Annotated in this window: 14 protein-coding genes; 7 read left to right on the forward strand and 7 right to left on the reverse strand. The window is 71.2% G+C overall.

Going from position 1 to position 20,045, the window contains the following annotated elements; translation table 11 throughout:
- Nucleotides 1-97: 97 nt before the first annotated feature.
- Complete coding sequence (locus tag ACIBZJ_RS19040; RefSeq protein ID WP_395931269.1) at nt 98-2,980, reverse strand: FAD-binding and (Fe-S)-binding domain-containing protein; 2,883 nt, start codon at nt 2,978-2,980, stop codon at nt 98-100.
- 124 nt (nt 2,981-3,104) lie between these two features.
- Here ACIBZJ_RS19040 and ACIBZJ_RS19045 point away from each other — a divergent pair, with 124 nt between their 5' ends.
- Together ACIBZJ_RS19045 and ACIBZJ_RS19050 are read left to right on the forward strand one after the other, a co-directional pair.
- The gene (locus ACIBZJ_RS19045; RefSeq protein ID WP_395931165.1) at nt 3,105-4,772 is read left to right on the forward strand and encodes a serine/threonine-protein kinase; all 1,668 of its coding nucleotides are present in this window, start codon (nt 3,105-3,107) and stop codon (nt 4,770-4,772) included.
- Between the two features lie 130 nt (nt 4,773-4,902).
- On the forward strand, nt 4,903-7,032 hold the full coding sequence (locus ACIBZJ_RS19050) for a protein kinase (protein ID WP_395931167.1): 2,130 nt from the start codon (nt 4,903-4,905) through the stop codon (nt 7,030-7,032).
- Between the two features lie 45 nt (nt 7,033-7,077).
- Here ACIBZJ_RS19050 and ACIBZJ_RS19055 read toward each other — a convergent pair whose 3' ends face one another.
- Nucleotides 7,078-8,076 (reverse strand): alpha/beta fold hydrolase, encoded by a 999-nt coding sequence (locus ACIBZJ_RS19055; RefSeq protein WP_395931169.1) that lies wholly within the window; start codon nt 8,074-8,076, stop codon nt 7,078-7,080.
- Nucleotides 8,077-8,165: 89 nt separating this feature from the next.
- Entirely contained in the window at nt 8,166-8,351 is a 186-nt protein-coding gene (locus tag ACIBZJ_RS19060) for a hypothetical protein (RefSeq protein ID WP_395931171.1), read from the reverse strand.
- A 197-nt stretch (nt 8,352-8,548) separates the two neighbouring features.
- Here ACIBZJ_RS19060 and ACIBZJ_RS19065 point away from each other — a divergent pair, with 197 nt between their 5' ends.
- On the forward strand, nt 8,549-9,568 hold the full coding sequence (locus tag ACIBZJ_RS19065; RefSeq protein ID WP_395931173.1) for a permease: 1,020 nt from the start codon (nt 8,549-8,551) through the stop codon (nt 9,566-9,568).
- A complete protein-coding gene (locus ACIBZJ_RS19070; protein ID WP_395931175.1) occupies nt 9,568-10,401 on the forward strand; it encodes a TIGR03943 family putative permease subunit in 834 nt (277 codons plus the stop codon). The genes ACIBZJ_RS19065 and ACIBZJ_RS19070 overlap by 1 nt, the downstream gene beginning before the upstream one ends.
- A gap of 229 nt (nt 10,402-10,630) precedes the next feature.
- On the opposite strand, the gene ACIBZJ_RS19075 is transcribed toward ACIBZJ_RS19070, so the two are convergent.
- Nucleotides 10,631-13,615, reverse strand: coding sequence for a protein kinase (locus ACIBZJ_RS19075; protein ID WP_395931177.1), 2,985 nt, complete (start codon nt 13,613-13,615; stop codon nt 10,631-10,633).
- 89 nt (nt 13,616-13,704) lie between these two features.
- Nucleotides 13,705-14,181, reverse strand: a complete 477-nt coding sequence (locus ACIBZJ_RS19080) for a PPOX class F420-dependent oxidoreductase (protein WP_395931179.1) — start codon at nt 14,179-14,181, stop codon at nt 13,705-13,707.
- 82 nt (nt 14,182-14,263) lie between these two features.
- Between ACIBZJ_RS19080 and ACIBZJ_RS19085 the strand changes: the two genes are divergently transcribed.
- Complete coding sequence (locus tag ACIBZJ_RS19085; protein WP_395931181.1) at nt 14,264-15,082, forward strand: HAD family hydrolase; 819 nt, start codon at nt 14,264-14,266, stop codon at nt 15,080-15,082.
- Nucleotide 15,083: 1 nt separating this feature from the next.
- Here the strand turns inward: ACIBZJ_RS19085 and ACIBZJ_RS19090 are convergent, their stop codons facing one another.
- A complete protein-coding gene (locus ACIBZJ_RS19090; RefSeq protein ID WP_395931183.1) occupies nt 15,084-15,647 on the reverse strand; it encodes a bacterial proteasome activator family protein in 564 nt (187 codons plus the stop codon).
- A gap of 73 nt (nt 15,648-15,720) precedes the next feature.
- Here ACIBZJ_RS19090 and ACIBZJ_RS19095 point away from each other — a divergent pair, with 73 nt between their 5' ends.
- Nucleotides 15,721-16,668 (forward strand): GNAT family N-acetyltransferase, encoded by a 948-nt coding sequence (locus tag ACIBZJ_RS19095; RefSeq protein ID WP_395931185.1) that lies wholly within the window; start codon nt 15,721-15,723, stop codon nt 16,666-16,668.
- Here ACIBZJ_RS19095 and ACIBZJ_RS19100 read toward each other — a convergent pair.
- A complete protein-coding gene (locus ACIBZJ_RS19100) occupies nt 16,665-17,639 on the reverse strand; it encodes an NAD(P)H-quinone oxidoreductase (protein ID WP_395931187.1) in 975 nt (324 codons plus the stop codon). The two genes, ACIBZJ_RS19095 and ACIBZJ_RS19100, sit on opposite strands and share 4 nt — an antisense overlap.
- Nucleotides 17,640-18,363: 724 nt before the next feature.
- On the opposite strand from ACIBZJ_RS19100, the gene ACIBZJ_RS19105 reads away from it, so the two are divergent.
- Entirely contained in the window at nt 18,364-19,992 is a 1,629-nt protein-coding gene (locus ACIBZJ_RS19105; protein ID WP_395931189.1) for a DEAD/DEAH box helicase, read from the forward strand.
- The last annotated feature ends 53 nt before the right edge of the window (nt 19,993-20,045 follow it).

Genomic DNA, 20,045 nt, shown 5'->3' on the forward strand with positions numbered 1-20,045 from the left:
AAAGTTGGTAACGGCATCGACTATGCCACCGCAGCGGAGTAGGTGTCAGGCGGGTTATTCGTCCGCGAACGGCGCCCGAATTGGACAATCGGGAAGTTCAGGCGCGCAAACGCCCGGCCAATACCTCGGCCAAGTGGTGAGCGTCACGATCCGTGCTCTGCCGGATCTGGGTGCGGCAGCTGAACCCGTCGGCCAGCACGAGGGTCTCGGCGCTCGCCGCCCGCACCGCCGGCAGCAGTACCCGTTCTCCCGCCGCCTGCGCCATGTCGTAGTGGCCGGCCTCGAACCCGAAGTTGCCCGCGACCCCGCAGCAACCGGAGTCGAGCACGGTCAGGTCGACCCCCGCCGCGGCGGCCAGGTTCCGGTCGGGCCGGTCACCGAGCACCGCGTGCTGGTGACAGTGGATCTGCGTGATCGCCGGCCGGTCGGTCTGCGGCGGCTGCCAGTCGGGCGCGTCCCGCTCCAGCACACCGGCCAGCGTGATCGAGAGTTCCGCGAGCTTCTTCGCCCGCGGATCGTCCGGCAGCAGCGCGGGCAGGTCGTGCTTGAAGTTGGCCAGGCAACTCGGCTCCAGGCCGACGATCGGGATGTTCGCGTCGAGATGCGGTTCGAGCGCGTCCAGCGTCCGCCGTGCGACCGCGCGGGCGACGTCCAGCTGGCCGGTGGAGATCCACGTCAGACCGCAACAGAGTTCGCCCTTGGGTATACGGACGACGAACCCGGCGTCGGCGAGTACCTCGACGGCGGCCTCACCGATCTGCGGGTCGAAGAACTGCGTGAACGTGTCCGGCCAGAGCAGCACCTCGCGGCGGCCCGGGTAGGCCTTGCCGTCACCGGCGCGCTCGGTCCGGTGATGGGCTTTCCGAAGCCTCTGCCGGAGAGTGCTCCCGGCGAACCGGGGCACCGCGCGCTCCTGCGCGATCCCGGCGACCTTCTTCAAGAGCCGGGCCGCGGGCTCGAACGCCGTCACCGCGTTGGCCACCCGGGGCGCGAACGCCGCCCCGCGCAGCGCCACCGGCAACCAGCCCATCGCGTAGTGCACCGCGGGACGCAGCCGGCCCTTGTAGCGCTGGTACAGGAACTCCGACTTGTACGTGGCCATGTCGACGTTCACCGGGCAGTCGGTGAGACAGCCCTTGCACGAGAAACAGCCGTCCAACGCCTCGGCGACCTCGTCCGACTGCCAGCCGTCGGTGATCACTTCACCGCGCAACATCTCCAGAAGCAGCCGGGAACGGCCGCGCGTCGAGTGTTTCTCCTCGCCGGTCGCCTGGTAGCTCGGGCACATGACGCCGCCGGGCGTGTGGTCGTTCCGGCACTTTCCGACGCCGACGCAGCGCCGCACCGCGCGATCGAACTCACCGCCGTCTTCGGCGTACGCGAATCCGTTCACCGGCAGCAGCTGGGGCGTGTACGCGATGCGGATCATGTCGTTCACGGCCGGCGGGTCGACGATCACCCCCGGGTTGAGCGCTCCGGCCGGGTCGAAGGCCCGCTTGAACGCACCCAGCAGCGCCACCGCCTCGGGGCTGTACACGTCGGCCAGCAGCGCCGACCGCGCGATGCCGTCGCCGTGCTCACCCGACGGTGATCCCCCGTGCTTCACGATCAGCTGCGCCGCCTCGTGCAGGAACAACCCGTAACGGTCGCGCCCGGCCACCGAGACCAGGTCGAAGTCGAGCCGGACGTGCACACAGCCCTCACCGAAGTGCCCGTACGTGACGCCCTGGTACCCGAAGCGGTCGGTGAGGTCGCCCAACTCGCGCAGGTAGTCGGCCAGGCGCTCGGGCGGTACCGCGGAGTCCTCCCAGCCCGGCCACGCCTCGGAGCCGTCGGCCAGCCGGGTCGCCAGGCCGGCGCCCTCTTCGCGGACGCGCCAGAACGACCGCATCTCGGCCGCGTCGGTCACGATCCGGGGAGCACCCGGAACGGCCGCGGCCAGGCGGGAAGCGGCCGCCGCCGCCTCGGCCGGCGTCGACCCGCCGACCTCGACGAGCAGCCAGGCCTTGCCTGCAGGCAGCTCCGCCGGCTTGCGTCCGCGCGCCCGCAGCGCGTCGACCAGTGCCAGGTCGATGCCCTCGATGGTCAGCGGCCGGTGCGGGACGATCTGCGGCGCGGCCGCGGCCGCGGCGATCGAATCCGCGTACCCGAGGACGACCAGCGCCCGCGAGCGAGGTGCCTGGTTGAGGTGCAGGGTGGCGCCGAGCACGACCGCACAGGTGCCCTCGGTGCCGACCAGCGCGCGAGCCAGGTGACGGCCGTTCTCCGGCAGCAGACGGTGCAGCGGGTAGCCGGAGATCTGGCGGCTGAAGCGACCGAACGTGGTGCGGATCAAGGCCAGGTTCGGGTCCACGATCGCGCCGAGGTCGGCGTAGAGGCGTCCTTCGCGGGTGGGGTCGGCCGCCTTGCGTCGCCACTCGTCGGCGCTGGTCGCGCCGATCCGCAGACGCGTACCGTCGGCCAGGACGACGTCCAGCGCGTCGGTGTTGTCCGACGTGGTTCCCCAGGCGACGGAGTGCGAGCCGCAGGCGTCGTTACCGAGCATTCCGCCGATCGTGCAGCGGCTGTGCGTCGACGGGTCGGGGCCGAAGTCCAGGCCGTCCGGTGCGATCCGCCTGCGCAGGACGTCGAGCACGAGACCCGGCTCGACGACCGCCGTCCGCCCGGCGACGTCCACGTCGAGGATCCGGTTGAGGTACCGGGACGTGTCGAGCACAATCCCCGGGCCGATCGCGTTGCCCGCGATCGTGGTGCCGCCGCCCCGCATCGTGACCGCGACCCCGTCCTCGCGGCAGATCGCGAGCGCGGCCGTCACGTCCTCGACCGAACGCGGCAACACGACCCCGGTGGGAACCCGGCGATGGTTGGACGCGTCGGCGGAATAGAGCGCGCGGGCACCCGCGTCGAACGCGATGTCGCCGGCGAGTTCGGTGCGCAACCGCCGCTCGAGCCGACCCGGATCAACACCGTCGGAAATCATCGTCACTAGTTCATGGTGCCTAATACCGGACGCCCGCCGCGCACCCAGGGTCGTGCGGCTACGGTGACTACTGGTGTCTGAAGTGACAGAACCTACGCAAGCGCCGGGCCGACACCCGGTGCGGATGATCGCTGGGCGCTACCAGATCGAAGACGTGGTCGGCACCGGTGCGATGGGCACGGTCTGGCGCGGATACGACACCCGGTTACGGCGTCCGGTGGCCGTGAAAGAGGTGCACTTACCCGAGGCCGCCACCGACGACCAGCGCACGCTGCTGACCCGCCGGGCGATGGCCGAGGCCAGGCACGCGGCCCGGGTGTCGCACCCGAACATCGTCGCGGTGCACGACGTCGTCGCCGATCGCGGTATGCCGTGCCTGGTCATGCGGCTGGTCGAGGGTCGCTCGCTGAGTCAGATCGTGCGCGAAGAGGGCCCGATGAGCCCCGCGCGCGTCGCGCAGATCGGCATCGCGCTGACCGACGCGCTCGCCGCCGCCCACCGCAACGGCGTCGTCCACCGGGACGTCAAGCCCTCGAACGTGCTGGTCACCGACGACGGCGAGGTCCTGCTCACCGACTTCTCGATCGCCACCGACTCGTTCCGGGGCACGATGTCGGCCGGCAGTGGCGCGCTCGGTTCGCCCGGCTACATCGCCCCCGAGCGGCTCAACGGCCTGCAGACCGGCCCGGAGGCCGACCTGTTCGGCCTCGGCGCCACGCTGTTCTGCGCGGTCGAGGGTCACGGTCCGTTCGACCGCCCCGACCCGCTCGCCGCGCTGCTCGCGACCGCGACGCATCCGCATCCCGCGCCCGAGCGCGCCGGTCCGCTGGCCCCGCTCCTCGACTCGCTGCTGGTCAAGGACCCCGCCGGCCGCCCCGACCTGGTGTCGGTCCGCGCCATGCTCGTCGCGGCGTCGCGCGCACCGAAGTCCGTGGTGACCGACGCTCCGGCCGACGACGCTCCGACCACACCACTGCCACCGGCCCTCGATTCGGACGCTACGCAGCGCGTCGCCGTCGGGCCGGACGCCGCGGGGCCGGACGCGTGGGCCGCGTTCGCGCCGGAAGGCGACGGCCGGGGCGACAACGGCCAGGATGGCGACGGCCGGGAAAGCGGCGAGCCGTCGCGGGCCGAAGTGGCGTCGCACGTCGCACCGGGCAGCGTGCGCAGGCGGCGCACGCTGATCGGCGGCCTGGTCGTACTGCTCCTCGCCGTCGTCGTCGTCGCGGCGATCGCACTCCGCGGGGGAACGTCTCCCGGAGACGGGTCCACCAAGGTGACGACCTCACTCGGCGCACCGGAGTCGGCCGAGGCTTCGGCCGCCGATGCCTCGTCCTCCGCCGGCACCAGCGCCACACCGAGCGCAACCGCCAGTCCCAGCGGCACGTCCTCGCCCTCCGCGTCGGCCTCACCGTCGGCCGCCGCGAGCTCCCCCGCCGGCACCCCGGTGACCGAGCCCGTCGGCCAGGTCACCGCCGCCGACCTCGACGTCACGCCGAAGACCTACTTCGGTTCTTGCGCGAACGAGGTCACGTTCACGGTGAACCTTTCGGTGACGGTGAGCGACGCACCGACCGACGTCCGCTACCGCGTTTCGCTCGCGCCCGGAGACACCGAGGTCGCGGGAGGTGGAGGCACGGTCACCGACGCCGACAAGACGTTTCAGAGCACCGACTCCGTGGGCTTGCTGTTCGCCCAGGGAAGCGGCAAGTACGCGGTGCAGGCCGTGGTGGAGTCACCCACCCGGTTCTCCCCCGTTCCGGTACAAATCAACGTCGTCTGCATCGGCTGACTCGCGCGCTCCCCCGGGCCCGGACGCCCTGAACTAGGGTCTCGTTGCAGGCTTGTCCGGTATCCGATCGGACCATCGGTGCAGGTGCACGGTGCGGCTACCGTCGGTCGGGGCGACAGATGGCGGAGGAATGGCTGAGCAGAGGGCAGTCGATGGCCGGTACCGCCTGGACGCAGTAGTCGGCTCCGGCGGCATGGGCACGGTGTGGCGCGCCTATGACCTGCGGCTCAATCGCACCGTCGCGGTCAAAGAGGTCCGTTTCCCCTCGACGATCAACGCCGACGAACGGGCGACGCTGACCAAGCGCGCGTTACTCGAAGCCCAGAGCGCCGGGCGGCTCGATCACCCCAACATCGTGCCGGTGCACGACGTCATCCTCCACGACGACCAGCCGTTCATCATCATGCGGTTCGTCGACGGGCGTTCGCTCGACCGGGTGGTCGCCGGTGACGGGCCGCTCTCCCCGCGGGACGCCGCCCGGATCGGCGTCGAACTCCTCGACGCGCTGGCCGCCGCCCACGCGGCGAACGTCATCCACCGGGACGTGAAGCCGCACAACGTCCTGATCCAGCGGGACGGCATCGCCCAGTTGACCGACTTCTCGATCGCGTCGGTGTTCGGCACCGAGACGCTGACGAAGACCGGCGCGCTGCTCGGCTCGCCCGGGTACATCGCGCCCGAGCGACTCATGAACGGCGAGACGACGCCCGCCGGCGACCTGTTCGCGCTGGGTGCCACGCTGTTCTTCGCGGTGGAGGGCGTCAGCCCGTTCACCGCCAAGGAGACGATCGTCGGGCTGTTCGCGAGCGCGACTCGTCCGCATCCCCGGCCGGAGCGGGCCGGTCCGCGTCTGACCGCCGTGATCGACGGGTTGCTGGAGAAGAAGCCGGAGGACCGGCTCGAGCACACCCGGGCGCGGGCGCTGCTGAAGAGCATCGCCGACAACGAGTCCGACGAGGCGGCGACGCGGTCGGGCGAGTTCGTTCCGCCGCCGCCAGGGCGGGTCGACACCGACGAGCGGGTACGCCGGAGCGCGCACGTTCCGGGTACGGCGCAGGGCGACGAGCCCAGCAACCTGAGCACGGCGGTGTTCGCGGTGTTGCGGGCACCGCAGCAGTTACAGCCGTTGTACTGGCAGCCGGGCTCCGGCGCCGAGCCCCCCAGCGAGCCGCTTCCCCGGACCGGGGACGTAGCCCCGAACTCCGGCGACTTCCGCCCCCCGATCTCCGGAGCCCCGGTCTCGGGCTCCCCGGTCTCGGGCTCCCCGGTCTCGGGCTCCCCGGTCTCGGGCGGCGCCGTCTACGGGCGGCCGGTCTCCGGCGGTCCGGTCTCGGGCGGCGCCGTTTACGGCCGCCCGGTCTCCGGCGGTCCGGTCTCCGGCGGCTCGGTCTCCGGCGGTCCGGTTTCGAGCCGTCCGGTCTCCGGGGGTGCCGTCTACGGGCGGCCCATCTCCGGGGCACCGGTCTCCGGGGCGCGCTACGACACCTACGGCAACGGCGGCGCGCCGGTCTCCGGCGCCCGCGAACTCGCCTGGGGACCGGGCCACGTCGGCGGCGGCCCCCCGCCGTCCGACCCGCCGAGCTTCACACCCCAGACGTCACCCCCGGCCGGAAACCGCTGGAAGCGCGTCCTGGCCGTACTGGCCATCCTCGTCCTGGCCGTAGGAGCGGGCGCGATCGCGAACATGGTCGCCACCGCCGACCGCACCGAACGCGCGACCCGGACGGGCAGCACCGTCGAAGACCCCGGCGGCGAGACCGACGGCCCGTCACCGCTCCCCACCCCGAGCACCCCGCTCCCGTCCACCAGCGACGCCCAGCCGAGCCCGAGTCAAACCGGCCCGAGCCCGAGCCCGAGCACCACCAGCCCGAGCCCGTCGGCAGACACCGCCCCGCCGCCGGCGGCCACCGTGGTCAGCGCGACCCTGGTCGCGACCACCCCGGTCCAGCCGAAAGACTGCACCACCCCACTGACGATCAGCGTCCGGTTCACCATCACGGTCTCCGGCCCGACCCGCGTCGTCTACCAGGTGACGTCGAGCTCGGGCGAGAGCGAGACCGGAGTCAACACCACCACCGCCGCCGGCTCCCAGTCGTTCTCCCGGAACATGCCGATCACGATCGCCAAACCGGCGAGCGGCACTCTCACGATCAGCGGGCTGATCACCACGCCGGGCACGTTCCGCCCTGCCTCCGTCGACGTCCAGGTCGTCTGCCCCTCGCCGCCACCCAACAACGACCCGACGACGCCGACGACGTAGCCGTCAGCCCCAACCGGTCAGCCCCAGCCGGTCGGACGCGGCCGGTCAGACCACCGCGGTCTGCACCATCGCGCGAATCTCCCGCTCGAGCACCTGCGGCGCCTCGACCGGCGTCATGTGCCCGACGCCCTCGACCTCCACCAACCGCGCCTGCGGCAGGTCCGACGCCAGCCGCTGCCCCATCGCAGGCGGCGTCAGGATGTCGAGTTCCCCGGTCACCACGGTGGTCGGCAGGTCCAGGTGCGGCACCGCCAGCCGCAGGTCGAGCGTCCCGAGCGTGGCCCCGAACCCTCCGCGCACGGTCGGCGGCGTGTCCAGGATGACGTGCGCGCAGAACGCGACGTGCTCGGGCGCCGCGCCCGGAGCCAGCCCGATGTACCGGATCATCGGCATCGTCGCTCCGATCGGACGCCCGAGCGGCAGCGGAGCCGACAGGATCGCCCGGTTCAGCGGCGCGGTCAGCCGGCGCAGCAGGTCCGGACCGGGCTGCAGACGCGAATCGGCGACCAGGCTGGTCACGCCGGTGTTGGCGAGCACCGTCGCCGACACCTTCTCGTGCAGCAGGCGGGGGTGGCGGGCCGCCAGCGCGACGATGCTCATCGCGCCCATGCTGTGCCCGAACGCCACCGCCTTCCGGCCGTCGGGCACGGTCGCGCGCAGCACCGCCGCCAGGTCGTCAGCGAGTTCGTCGGTAGTGAACTGGCCCTTCGCCGGAATCGCGCTACCGCCGTGCCCGCGTAAGTCGTAGGCGACCACGTGCAGGTCGGTCGAGAGCGCCCAGATCTGGTTGGTGAAGAAGCCGATCCCGCACGTCCAGCCGTGCACCAGCACCACGATCGGGGCGTCGTCCGGACCGTACTCCGCGACGTGGATCTCGGTGCCGTCCGCCGACCGCACCATCCGCTCGGACTTCGGCGGCACCGGTGCCATGCCGTCCAGGCGCGGATCGGTGAGCGCATGGGCCCTGGCCGACCGCCGAGCGAGGACCACCACCGCGGTCGCCGCCACTGCACCCACCACGATCGCCGTGCGCTTCGCTCCCATGCCCGGCGACTTTACTTGCCAGTAACGTGTCGGCGCTCACAAAACAGAAACGTGCCCCACCGCCCGAAGCCGATGGGGCACGGACGAGTTCAGGCCGCCAGCGGCGACGTCTTCGCCACCCAGCTGTAGACCGAGAAGAGCTCGATCGGCGTCGCCGCCGCACCGCTCGAGGGTTCGACGTAGAGGTACTCGTCCGACACCCGGTAGGTCACGTCGTCGAACGATGTATCTGACCCGTCGGAGTAGTAAACGGTGAGATGTGAAGGGGCCATCATCAAACACCTCGCTCCCAGTACGGCGATGAACTCTCGGAGTAGCGCTCCGGTGCGGTATCAATGCCGTTTACGGACGATTTTCAAACACGAATCTTCATCAGGTTTAACGCATCGGCCGGTGGATCGGTTCAGTCTCCACACCGGTCCCGGAAAACCCGGGAAATCTGACTCTTTTCCGGGTGGGTTAGCGTCGACGCATGTCGTCGCGTTCCGCGGTCCGGCCGAAGGCCGCCGATCCCGAGTCGCACACCGGCGTCATCGCGTTGCTCGTCACCGCGATCATCGCGGTGCTGATCGGCCGCCAGGTCCTCTCGTTCCTCATCGGAGGCCGCGGCTCGATCGCGACCTGGACCACGGTGTTCTGCGCGATCGTCGTTCAAGCGCTGCCGTTCCTGCTCCTCGGTGTAGTGCTCTCCGGAGCGATCACCGCGTTCGTGCCCGCCCGGGTGTTCTCCGCGATCCTGCCGAAGCGGGCCGCGCTCGCCGTGCCGGTCGCGGGCGCCGCCGGAGCGCTGTTGCCGGGTTGCGAATGCGCCTCGGTGCCGGTCGCCGGTCGGCTGGTGGAGCGCGGAGTCGTGCCCGCGGCCGCGCTCGCGTTCCTCCTGTCGGCCCCCTCGATCAACCCGATCGTGCTGATCGCCACCGCGGTCGCGTTCCCCGGCCAGCCGATGATGGTGGTCGGCCGGTTCGTCGCCTCGCTCGCCACCGCGGTCGTCGTCGGCTGGATCTGGGCCCGCTTCGGGCGGCCGGAGTGGCTGGGCCGGCTCGCGACCCGGCGCCTGCCCACGGCGTCCGCCGAGGGAACACCGCGGTTCGAAGCCTTCCGGCTCGCGGTCGCGCACGACTTTTTCGAGGCCGGTGGATTCCTGGTGATCGGAGCGGCGGCCGCGGCCACGATGAACGTCGTCGTCCCGCCGAGCTGGATCACCGCGGTCGCCGGCGTCCCGGTCCTCTCGATCGTGGTTCTCGCCGTGCTGGCCGTCGTCCTCTCGATCTGTTCGGAGGCGGACGCCTTCGTGGCGGCGAGCCTGACCGGCTTCCCGGTGCCGGCGCAGCTGGCGTTCATGGTCGTCGGACCGGTGGTCGACCTGAAGCTCATCGCGCTGCAGACGGGAACGTTCGGCCGAGCGTTCGCGGCCCGGTTCGCCCCGCTGACGTTCGTCGTCGCGGTCGCCGCGTCGGTCGTCACCGGTCTGCTGCTGATCGGAGTGGCCTGATGCGGCGCGAAGTCCAGGCGATCGTCTTCGTGCTGCTCGGAGCGGTGCTGCTCAAGCTCGTGATCTCCGGCGAGTACCTGAACTACGTGCGCGGTGTCCTGACGATCCCGCTGGTGGCGACCGGCGTGTTGCTGATGGCGTTCGGCGCGCTCGGCTTCGTCCGCGACTGGCGCGGCCGCGAGGCGGCCGAACGGACCCGTGAGCGGTGGGTCGAGGCCCGTGTCCGGACCCACGGCCCCGGCGCCGACCTTCATTCCGACGACACTCAGCCGGACGTGGAGCACCCGGACACGCAGCACCCGGACGTGGAGCACCCGGCCGAAGGGCACTCGCACGGGAGCGAGGGACACGGCGTCGGCTGGCTCTGGATCCTGCCGGTCTTCGTGCTCGTGCTGGTGCCGCCACCGGCGCTGGGATCGTTCTCGGCCGAGCGCGGAGCGGTGACCGTCCCCAAGCCGCCCCGGTCGGTCACCTACCCGGCCCTCACCGGTTCCGACCCGGCCCTGCTCGCGGTGAACGACTACGCGCGCCGCGCGGTCTGGGACGACGGGAAGACGCTCACCGGTCACACGATCGAGCTGAGCGGCTTCGTCACCCCGCGCAGCGGCGGGGCCTGGTACCTGACCCGGATGAAGGTCAGCTGCTGCGCCGCCGACGCCCGTCCCTTCCAGGTCCAGATCGTCGACTCGCCGATCCGGGTGACCCGCGACGCCTGGGTCAAGGTGACCGGGACCTGGGTCAAGAGCAGTTCCGACGACCCGTGGAAGGCCGTCCCCCTGCTGAAGGCCGTCACCGTGAACGGCATCCCCACCCCGTCCCAGCCCTACGAGTAATTTGGGCACGTGGGACCACATGATCACCCTTGGTGACACCTTCGGTCCGACCCCGCCGCGACTGACCGCTCCCCGCTCCGCTGCCCAGCGCCGTCCCGTTCCGGCCGCGGTCGCAGGCGACCCGACGTGCCAGGTGAATCGGAAACGCTGGTCGTTGGAGAGCTACCGGCGATATCACCCGGACGATCGTTCACCGATCGCTGGGGTCCCTGACAGGTCGCCCACGACCTCAGAAGTTCGACATCACGTCGCCGAGGACCGACTCGATGTTGCGCGGGTCGTTCGACTCGTAATACCGGCCTCCGGTGGTCGAGGCGATCCGGGTGAGAACCGTCTTACCGGCCTGGGTGAGCTCACTCCCGAACGCGACCGGGTACACGTGCACCAGCGGCTTCTGCTTCAGTGACGCCAGCAGCGCGTTCGGCGTGATGCTGCCCGGATCCTGGTTGTCGCCGTCGGTGAGCAGCACCACCGCGTTGATGCCGTCGGCGTCCGCGGCCGTCCGGACCGTGTCGACGGCGTCCTTGGCGGTGTCGTACAGGCCGGTGTCGTTCTTGGCCCGCAGGCTGTCGAGGCCGTGATCGAGCGCCCCCTCGTTCTTCGTGCTCAGCGGCACGATCTGCCGGTGATCCACCGACCCGGAGAGGTGGGTCGAGAACTCCCAGAGCCCGACGCGGTCGTTCGACCCGAAGTACGACAGCGACTCCTTGGCGGCCCGCGTCGCCAACTCGAGGCGGGTGGAGTTCGTCCCGGGCACCCGCTCGTTCATCGAGCCGGACGTGTCGAGCACGATCAGCACGTTCGCCGGCCGGTTCAGGTTGCGCCAGGCGCCGAGCAGCGCCTGCACCGCGGACGGCTCCGGCGGCGGGAACGTGACCGGGGCGGCAGCGGAGATCAGGCCGCCGGACTTGGCCACCACCTCCGGGTCGAGCTTGTCGTCGGCGCCGCGGAATCCGGCCGCACGGAACGCGGCCTGCTGCTTGTCGGCGAGCAGGAACGCGAGGAACTTGTCGGCCGCGGCGCGCTTGGCCATCGTCACCCAGGGTGCGTCGATCACGCTGTCGACGGTGACGTACGGGTGGTCGGAGACCAGCGTCCCGTCGCTGGGGTGCAGCGCGACCAGCTTCTGTTTCGGCGGCGGCAGGTGGCTGCCTCCGGTGAGTGGCTCGCCCTGGTTGTACGCCCAGACCGTCTGCTCCTCGACCGCCAGCGCGGAGACCGTCGTCGCGGCCTGATCCTCCTGCTGCTGGCGCAGCGTGTCGAGGAACGTCAGCGTCGTGTCGCCGTAGCGGTCGGTCGACCGCTCGAGCGTCCGGAGGAACAGCTTGACGCTGTCCCGGTCGAGGTCCTGTTGGACGTTCCCGGTGCGGCCGGGCGCGGCCAGGTACGCGGCGAGCGTCGCGTGCAGTCCGGATGTGGAGACCAGCGGGTTGGTTCGCGCGAAGACGAACGGGGTCTTCGAGTTGCTGACGGCTTTCCAAGCGGCGTCGTTGCCGGCGTAGCGGGCGATGTCGTGCCAGCTCGGTTGCTTGGCGGGCCAGCCGAGGGCCTTCGCGGTGGCTTCGGGGGCGGCGATGACCAGCGGGGAGCGGGCCAGGCTCGGCGCCTTGGGTGGCGTCCCGATCGCACCGACGCGCTGGCCGACGAGGCCGACCCAGACGCTGGAGGCGGGCGACCAGACGTCCGGCCGGTCGCCGTAGTCGTCGCTGGGCCAGCCCTTGGCGAGCGCGTCGACGGCCTCGCCCGACTTCACCGTCACGATCCGGACCTTGATGCACTCGCCGTCGACGTCACCGGGGTCGGCGTTGTAGCGGTCGGCGAGCGCGCTGACGATGCCGGACTTCTCCGGCGACGCGGCGACGACGAGCGGAAGTTCGCCGCTGCAGCCGGACACGGCGCTGATCAGCGCGCGGGAGCCGAGGATGCCGCCGGCCAGGACGACGAAGACGACGACACCGGCGACCGGAAGCAGCCACCGGCGCCGCTTGCGGTCGCGGTCGGGCGGGGGACCCGGATGGCCGGTGACCGGGCGGCCGGTCGGAGGAGGCGGGAGCGGGAGCTGGCCGCTGCTGCGAAGGCCGGGGATGGGTACCGGGCTGCCGGGCGCGGTCGGCGGTCCGGACGCCGGCCGCACGGCCGAGCTCGGCGGCCCGGAGGCCGGCCGTACCGGCCCGGGCCGGCTCTGGGCGGGGTAACCCCAGGTCGGAGAGGTCGACGCCCCCGACGTAGGCGGAGCAGGCGGACCTCCGGCCCGCCACCCACTCCCAGAAACCGGCGGCCCGGACACCGGCGGCCCGGACACCGGGGCACTCCAGGACGGTGGGGACGAGATCGGGGTGATCGTCGTCGGCGGCGCGGAGAACTGCGTCGTAGCAGCGGCGTCACTGAGCACGCGGGCCAGCTCCGCGGCCGTCGGCCGGTGCGGCGGATCCGGATCGAGACAGCGGTCCACGGTCGCCGACAGGCTGTGCGGAAGCGCCGGTAAGTCGTACGCGAGCGACCGGTACCGCCCGGACTGGATCGCGGTGATCAGCGCACCGAGCGTCTCCTGCTCGAACGGCCGCCGTCCGGACAGGCTCTCGTAGAGCATCACGCCGAACGACCACACGTCGGCGGCCGGCCCGGCCGACTGCCCTTCGAGACACTCCGGCGCCGTGTACGCCAGCGTCCCGACGATGTCCCCGGGCTTGGTCAGCCCCGTCGATTCCGTCGACTTGGCGATCCCGAAGTCGGCGAGCTTCGCCTCGCCGTCGCCGCTGATCAGCACGTTCGCCGGTTTGATGTCGCGGTGCGTCACCCCGACCGCGTGCGCGGCCGCCAACGCCCGCGCCACCCCGGCCAGTGCTGAAGCCACCCGCTCCGGCGTCGGATGCCGCCGCGAAAGCTCGTCCTTCCAGCTCCCGCCGGTGAGCAGCTCCATCACCAGGAACGGCGTCCCCGGTGCGGCGTCGATCGTGTCGCGCTCGCTCACCCGGCCGACGTCGTGGACCGCGACGATGTTCGCGTGGTTGAGACGGGCGGTGGTGCGGGCCTCGCGCTGGAAACGCTCGGGCGTCGTCAGCGTGTCGCCGGCCTGAACCAGGATCTTGACCGCTACCGGCCGGTCGAGGTGGACGTCGTGCGCCGCGTAGACCCCACCGGTCGCCCCACGTCCCAGCAGCTCACCTAGGACATATCGGTCTCCGAGGCGAGGTCCGGTGCCCGCAGGTGTCACCCGACCTCCCCTCGCCCTCTGCAGGCCAGGATAGGACCAGGGTGGTAGCGAGCCGTCGTCGCGTCAGTTCGGGTTGTGTCGGATCCCGGTCAGACCCGGCCGAACTGGTCGGCCAGGCGCGGCGGGAAACCGCCGGTCGCGATCGGGCCCCAGCGCTCGATCGAGATCCGGATCAGTGACTTGCCCTGTTTCTCCATCGCCGACCGGTAGCCGGGCCAGTCGGGGTGCTCACCGGCGATCACCCGGTAGTACTCGACCAGCGGCTCCAGCGCCTCGGGCAGGTCGAGCACCTCGGCGATCCCGTCCACCTGGACGTAAGGCCCGTCCCAGTCGGACGAGAGCACGCAGACGCTGGCCCGGGTGTCGCGGCGGGCGTTGGAGGCCTTCGCCCGGTCGGGGTAGGTCGAGACCACGATCCGGCCCGAGTCGTCGACACCACAGGTCACCGGGGAGAGCTGGGGCCGCCCGTCCTTGCGGGTGGTCGCCAGCAGCCCGTGATGACGGGGACGCAGAAACGTCAGCAGTTCGGCCCGGTCCACGACGTCCGCGGTCGCGTAGTTCGCCACGCACGCAGCGTAACCAATATTCACGTCCGGCAAACCCGACATCCGGCGGGTGGGTTGCGCCGCCGCGTGTAAGGCTGGATAAGTGTTCGTCCCCAGGCTGGTCGCCACCGATCTCGACGGAACCCTGCTCCGATCGGATCTGACCGTCTCGGCGCGGACGCTCACCACGTTCGAACGCCTCGAGCGCTCCGGAATCACGCTGGTCTTCGTCACCGGCCGGCCCTGGCGCTGGATGGACCCGGTCCTCGCGCAGACCGGCCGCCGTGGTCAGGTCGTCTGCGCCAACGGCGCGGTGGTGCTCGACGGTGCTTCCGGCCAGGTCCTGCAGAACTGGACCATTCCCGCGGAGACCCTTCGCGCGGTCACCGCCGCGGTCCGAGAGACCTTTCCGGACGCGATTTTCGCGGTCGAGCGCGGCCGCCGGATGCTGCACGAGCCCGAGTACCCGGTCCGGCACGATCTCGGCCGTCGGGACGAGAACGAGGTCTCCTACGACGAGCTGATCGCCGAGCCGGTCGAGAAGCTGCTGATCCGGGCCCCGAGCGTGGAGGCGGCCGAGTTGTGGACGCGCTGCACCCGGGTGTTCGACGGCCGGGTCACGCCGACCCACTCGGGTTTCCGGGGGCTGATCGAGGTCTCGGCGTCCGGGGTCACGAAGGCGACCGGCCTCGAATGGGTCGCGCAGCGCTGCGGCGTCGACCCGGCCGCCATCGTCGCGTTCGGCGACATGCCCAACGACATCCCGATGCTCACCTGGGCCGGCCGGAGCGTCGTCGTCGCCGGAGCCCATCCGGAGGCGGCGGCCGTCGCGCACACGGTCACGACCGGCAACGACGCCGACGGGGTGGCGACCTACCTCGACGCCCTGCTGGACGAGGTAGAAGCCGCCACCCCGCGCTGACCTACAGGTACTGGCCGGTGCCGTGGGGGGTCGGACCGGATTCGCCGGCCACGATGCCACCGAGCCCCGGCGGCAGCGCCGGGCGTCCGCGCATCTGCTCGAGCTGCATGCGGGCCGCCATCTGCTGCGCCACCAGCGCGGCCTGGATGCCGTGGAACAGCCCTTCCAACCAGCCGACCAGCTGTGCCTGGGCGATGCGCAGCTCCGGCTCGGTCGGCGTCACGTCGTCGGTGAACGGGAGCGACAGCCGTTCGAGCTCGTCGCGGAGCTCGGGCGCCAGGCCGTCTTCGAGCTCGGCGATCGACCGTGCGTGGATCTCCTTGAGCCGCGCCCGGCTGGCCTCGTCGAGGGGTGCCGCCCGCACCTCCTCCAGCAGCTGCTTGATCATGCTGCCGATCCGCATGACCTTTCCGGGCTGCTCGATCAGGCGCGCCGGATCGTTGTCGTTGTCATCTTTGCCGATCTCGATCGGCATCGCGCCGACCGGCGAGCCGTCCGGACCCATGACCATGACGGTCTGACCGGGCGAGTCGGGGCGCTCATCGGGGGACTGAGGTTCGGTCATCTGGCCATCCTCTCGCAATCAGTTGTGCTTGCGGATGCCGGTGGCGGAGGGTGCAGGTATGCCCTCTCGATCAATGAGTACTCCGGCCACGGCCGAGTTGACGGTCCGGCCGGCCACGACCGCCGACGCCGCCGCGGTCCGCGACCTGATCAACGTGGTGGATCTCGTCGATACCGGAGAGGCCGGCTACGCCGTCGACGAAGTCGAGAGTGACCTCCGCCGCAGCGATGACCTGGCCCGGGACTCCTGGCTCGCGTTCTCCGGCGACCGGCTGGTCGCCTACGCGGTCCTCTGGCCCGCCTCCGCGAGCGGTCGCCTGGACGTCGATCACTACGTACTTCCGGACGAGGTGGCAGCCGGTTCGTTATTGCTCGACCTGCTCACCGCCAGGGCCGCCGAGATCGCCGCGACCACGCCGGGCGTCCCGGCCGCTGACCTGCACCTGGCGCTGACGCCGGAGTCCGTCCTGGCCGTGCACGCGCTGCCGGTGCGGGGCTGGCGCAACGTCCGGCGCCACCACGTGCTCACCCGGCCGGTGTCGACGGGCGCGGACGCGCTGCCGGTACTGCCGGCCGACGTCCGGGTCCGGGTCGCGACCGCGCCGAGTGACCAGGAGATCGCGTACCGGCTCGTCCAGGAGACGTTCGCCGGGCACTTCGGCTTCGAGCCCACGTCCTACGACGACTGGCGCAAGCGGATGGACGCCGACCACCGCGACTGGACGCTGACCTGGATCGCGTCCCGGGGTGCGGTCGACGTCGGGGTGCTGGTCGGGCACAACGACCGGGAGGCGACCGGCTGGGTGCAGAACCTCGGCACGGTCGCCGCGGCGCGCGGCAGCGGCATCGCCACCGCGCTGCTGCGGACGTCGTTCGTCGAGTTCGCCGCTCGCGGGCGCAGCACCGTCGGCCTCGGCGTCGACACCGGGAACGCGCACAACGCGCTGCACTTCTACACCGGCCTCGGGTTCCAGCTGCAGTTCGCGGCCGACACCTGGCGGCTGGTGGTGCCGGCTCCCTAGTTGACCAGCAGGACCTTGCCGGTGGCGTCGCCGGACTCGAGGACGCGGTGGGCCTCGGCGGCGTCCGGGAGCGCGATCGCGCGGTCGATGACCGGGCGGATCTTGCCGAACTCCAGCAGCGGCCAGACGTGCGTCTTCACGTCCGCGACGATCTCGGCCTTCTCCTCGGCCGGCCGGGCGCGGAGCGAGGTCGCGGTGATCGACGCGCGCTTGGACAGCAGCGCGCCCAGGTTCACCTCGCCCTGCATGCCGCCCTGCATGCCGATGACGATCAGCCGCCCGTTCGTGGCCAGCGTCGCGACGTTGCGCTCGAGGTACTTCGCGCCCATGTTGTCGAGGATCACATCGGCGCCCTTGCCGCCGGTGGCGCTCTTCACGACGTCCACGAAGTCTTCGGAGTGGTAGTCGATCGCACGCTCGGCGCCGAGCGCCAGACAGCGGGGGTGTTTCGCGGGGCTCGCGGTGCAGAACACCCGGGCGCCGTAGGCGGCGGCCAGCTGGATCGCGGCCGTGCCGATGCCACCCGCACCACCGTGCACGAGAAATGTGTCGCCTGGGGCGAGCCGGCCGATCGCGAACACGTTCGACCAGACCGTGCAGTACACCTCGGGGAGCCCGGCGGCCTCGGCCAGCGAAACCCCCTCGGGAACCGGCAGCAACTGCCCGGCCGATACGGCCACCTTCTCGGCGTAACCGCCACCGGCCAGCAGCGCGCACACCTCGTCGCCGACGTTCCAGCCCTCGACGCCGGGGCCGAGCGCGGCGATCCGGCCCGAGCACTCCAGGCCCGGATACTCCGGCGCGCCCGGGGGCGGTGGGTAGAAACCCTGGCGTTGCATGAGGTCAGCGCGGTTGACCGCGGAGGCGACGATGTCGATCAGGACCTCGCCGGGGCCGGGTTCCGGGTCGGGAACCTCGGTCCAGCGCAGTACGTCGGGTCCGCCCGGTTCAGTGATCTTGATCGCGTGCATGCGTCAACCCTAGAGAAGGTCCGGGGCCCCGCGCTGCTGCGCGGGGCCCCGGGTCGTGACTGTTGAAGGGGTTGAACGTTACCTACGGGTAATGCGGCTCACTGCCGATCAGGACTGACGGGTCACCCTCCGAAAAAGGTTCCAGCCGGCCATCCGGACGATTGCTACCGGTTGGCCGCGGTGGAGCATCTGGTTGTGCGTGTTGGCCAGCGCCTGTACCTCGCGCCGGTTCGTTCGCGTAACGCCTGGCCGTGCGCACTCTGGGCAGTGCAGCCGGTACATCGCGGTTCCTCTCAGGCGACGGCCCGCCTCGGCGAGCTGGCTGTTTCCCGATGCTGTGCCGGGACCACCTGTTCCCATGTCTAGAGACGGTAGGCATCCCCCGCCACCGAGACCAGCCGACCCGCTGTGAGAAAGATGTGGCCTGTTGGCTCCGGTGAGGGACCGTACGGCTGATCGGCGCCGTCTCCCGAGCACTCGGCAGGACCAGGTATTCTTGTAATCATCGAGTCCTCGCGGAGACCCCACAGCAGCTCAGGGGAATTCGTGAGCTCGTAAGACTGTTCCTTCGAGGCGACGCGAACCCGTGTCCGGTGGTGAGTGGGTTCGGCGTACCGATCCGTGTATCGGAGATCCCCCGTTACCCCGACCGGGGTGGATGGCCATAGCTGCTGTCGTCCGCCCGGAAAGCTGTTCTGTGCCAACGCTGTCTGCTGTAAGTGAAATGCCCGACTTTGCATCTGAGGATGCGATTCTCGAAAGTCTCGAACCGGAGGCCACACCGGCACCGGTTCCGTTCTCCGACCTCGGCCTGCCGAACGCCATCGTGACGGTGCTCAGCCGGCAGGGGTTGACCAACGCGTTCCCGATCCAGTCGGCGACGATCCCCGAGGTGCTGGCGGGTCGTGACGTCCTCGGACGTGGCGCCACCGGCTCCGGCAAGACGCTGGCCTTCGGGCTGCCGCTGGTCGCCAAGCTGGCCGGTGCCCGGGTCCGTCCCGGTCACCCGCTCGGCCTGGTGCTGGTGCCGACCCGTGAGCTGGCTCTGCAGGTCACCGACGCGCTCGCGCCGATGGCCCGCGCCGTCGGTGTGCGGATCCGGCCGATCGTCGGCGGGGCCGCGATGTCCCGCCAGCTCGAAGACCTCCGCCGTGGCGTCCACGTGATCGTGGCCACCCCCGGTCGCCTGGAAGACCACATCCGGCGCGGCAGTGCGGTGCTCGACGAGGTCGAGATCACCGCGATCGACGAGGCCGACCAGATGGCCGACATGGGCTTCCTGCCGGTCGTCCGCGGCCTGCTCGACCAGGTCCGGCCCGACGGTCAGCGTCTGCTGTTCTCGGCGACGCTCGACAACGACGTCGACACGATCGTCCGCGAGTACCTGAACAACCCGGTGACGCACTCGCTGGCGCCGTCCACGGCGTCGGTCGACACGATGGAGCACCACATGCTCCACGTGACCCACGCCGACAAGGTGCGGGTCGTCGCCGACCTGGTGCGGTCCACCGGCCGCACGATCGTGTTCGTGAAGACCCAGCTCGGGGCCGACCGGCTCGCCGAGCAGCTTTCCGAGCGTGGTCTCCCGTCCGAGCCGCTGCACGGTGGCCGGACGCAGGGTCAGCGCAACCGGGTGCTGGCGAACTTCAAGAGCGGACGCTCGCCGGTGCTGGTCGCTACCGACGTCGCCGCTCGTGGGGTGCACGTCGACGGGGTCGGGCTGGTGGTGCACTACGAGCCGCCGACGGACCCGAAGTCGTACCTGCACCGCGCGGGTCGTACGGCTCGTGCCGGTGCCTCCGGTGTCGTCGCGACGCTGGTCGCGCCGTACAGCCGGAAGACCGCGCACCGGCTGGCGAAGCTCGCGGGCATCAACCCGACCCGGTCGACGATCGCGCCGGAGATGCCGCTGCCGAGCGTCCTGACCGACGCTCTGCCGCCGGCTCCGCCGCCGCCGACCGAGGAGGAGCTCGCCGCTGCGGAATCCCGCCGTCGGCGCAACCGCGAGCTCGACGGTGAGCGTGGCGATCGCGGTCGCAGCGGCGGTTACCGTCGCGGCGCGTCCGGCGACCGTCGCGAGGGCGGCTACCGCGGCGGGCCGAACCGTTCCGACCGGCCCCGCTGGTCCGAGCGCACCGACCGGCCCGAGGGCAACCGTTCCGAGGGTGGCAACCGCTACCCGCGTGGCGAGCGTCCCGACCGCGGCGAGCGCACTGGTAGCGCAGACCGTGGGTTCCGGACCGACCGGCCGTCCGGCGAGCGGGGCGAGCGGTCCGACCGTGATCCCCGGCGCCCGCGCTGGACGCCGGAGCAGCGCTCCTCCCGCCACAGCGGTAACCGCGCCGATCGCTGACGCGTAGTTCGCCTGGTCAAGGCATAACCGGCCGGATGCTCACCCGAGCATCC

Origin of the sequence: Cryptosporangium sp. NPDC051539, assembly GCF_044454545.1 — a bacterium.
Taxonomy (GTDB): domain Bacteria; phylum Actinomycetota; class Actinomycetes; order Mycobacteriales; family Cryptosporangiaceae; genus Cryptosporangium.

Bases quoted from the DNA above. Each gene is read 5' to 3' on its own strand.
- ACIBZJ_RS19040 (WP_395931269.1), bottom strand. From the start codon at position 2,980: ATGATTTCCGACGGTGTTGATCCGGGTCGGCTCGAGCGGCGGTTGCGC.
- ACIBZJ_RS19045 (WP_395931165.1), top strand. From the start codon at position 3,105: ATGATCGCTGGGCGCTACCAGATCGAAGACGTGGTCGGCACCGGTGCG.
- ACIBZJ_RS19050 (WP_395931167.1), top strand. From the start codon at position 4,903: ATGGCTGAGCAGAGGGCAGTCGATGGCCGGTACCGCCTGGACGCAGTA.
- ACIBZJ_RS19055 (WP_395931169.1), bottom strand. From the start codon at position 8,076: ATGGGAGCGAAGCGCACGGCGATCGTGGTGGGTGCAGTGGCGGCGACC.
- ACIBZJ_RS19060 (WP_395931171.1), bottom strand. From the start codon at position 8,351: ATGATGGCCCCTTCACATCTCACCGTTTACTACTCCGACGGGTCAGAT.
- ACIBZJ_RS19065 (WP_395931173.1), top strand. From the start codon at position 8,549: ATGTCGTCGCGTTCCGCGGTCCGGCCGAAGGCCGCCGATCCCGAGTCG.
- ACIBZJ_RS19070 (WP_395931175.1), top strand. From the start codon at position 9,568: ATGCGGCGCGAAGTCCAGGCGATCGTCTTCGTGCTGCTCGGAGCGGTG.
- ACIBZJ_RS19090 (WP_395931183.1), bottom strand. From the start codon at position 15,647: ATGACCGAACCTCAGTCCCCCGATGAGCGCCCCGACTCGCCCGGTCAG.
- ACIBZJ_RS19095 (WP_395931185.1), top strand. From the start codon at position 15,721: ATGAGTACTCCGGCCACGGCCGAGTTGACGGTCCGGCCGGCCACGACC.
- ACIBZJ_RS19100 (WP_395931187.1), bottom strand. From the start codon at position 17,639: ATGCACGCGATCAAGATCACTGAACCGGGCGGACCCGACGTACTGCGC.
- ACIBZJ_RS19105 (WP_395931189.1), top strand. From the start codon at position 18,364: ATGCCCGACTTTGCATCTGAGGATGCGATTCTCGAAAGTCTCGAACCG.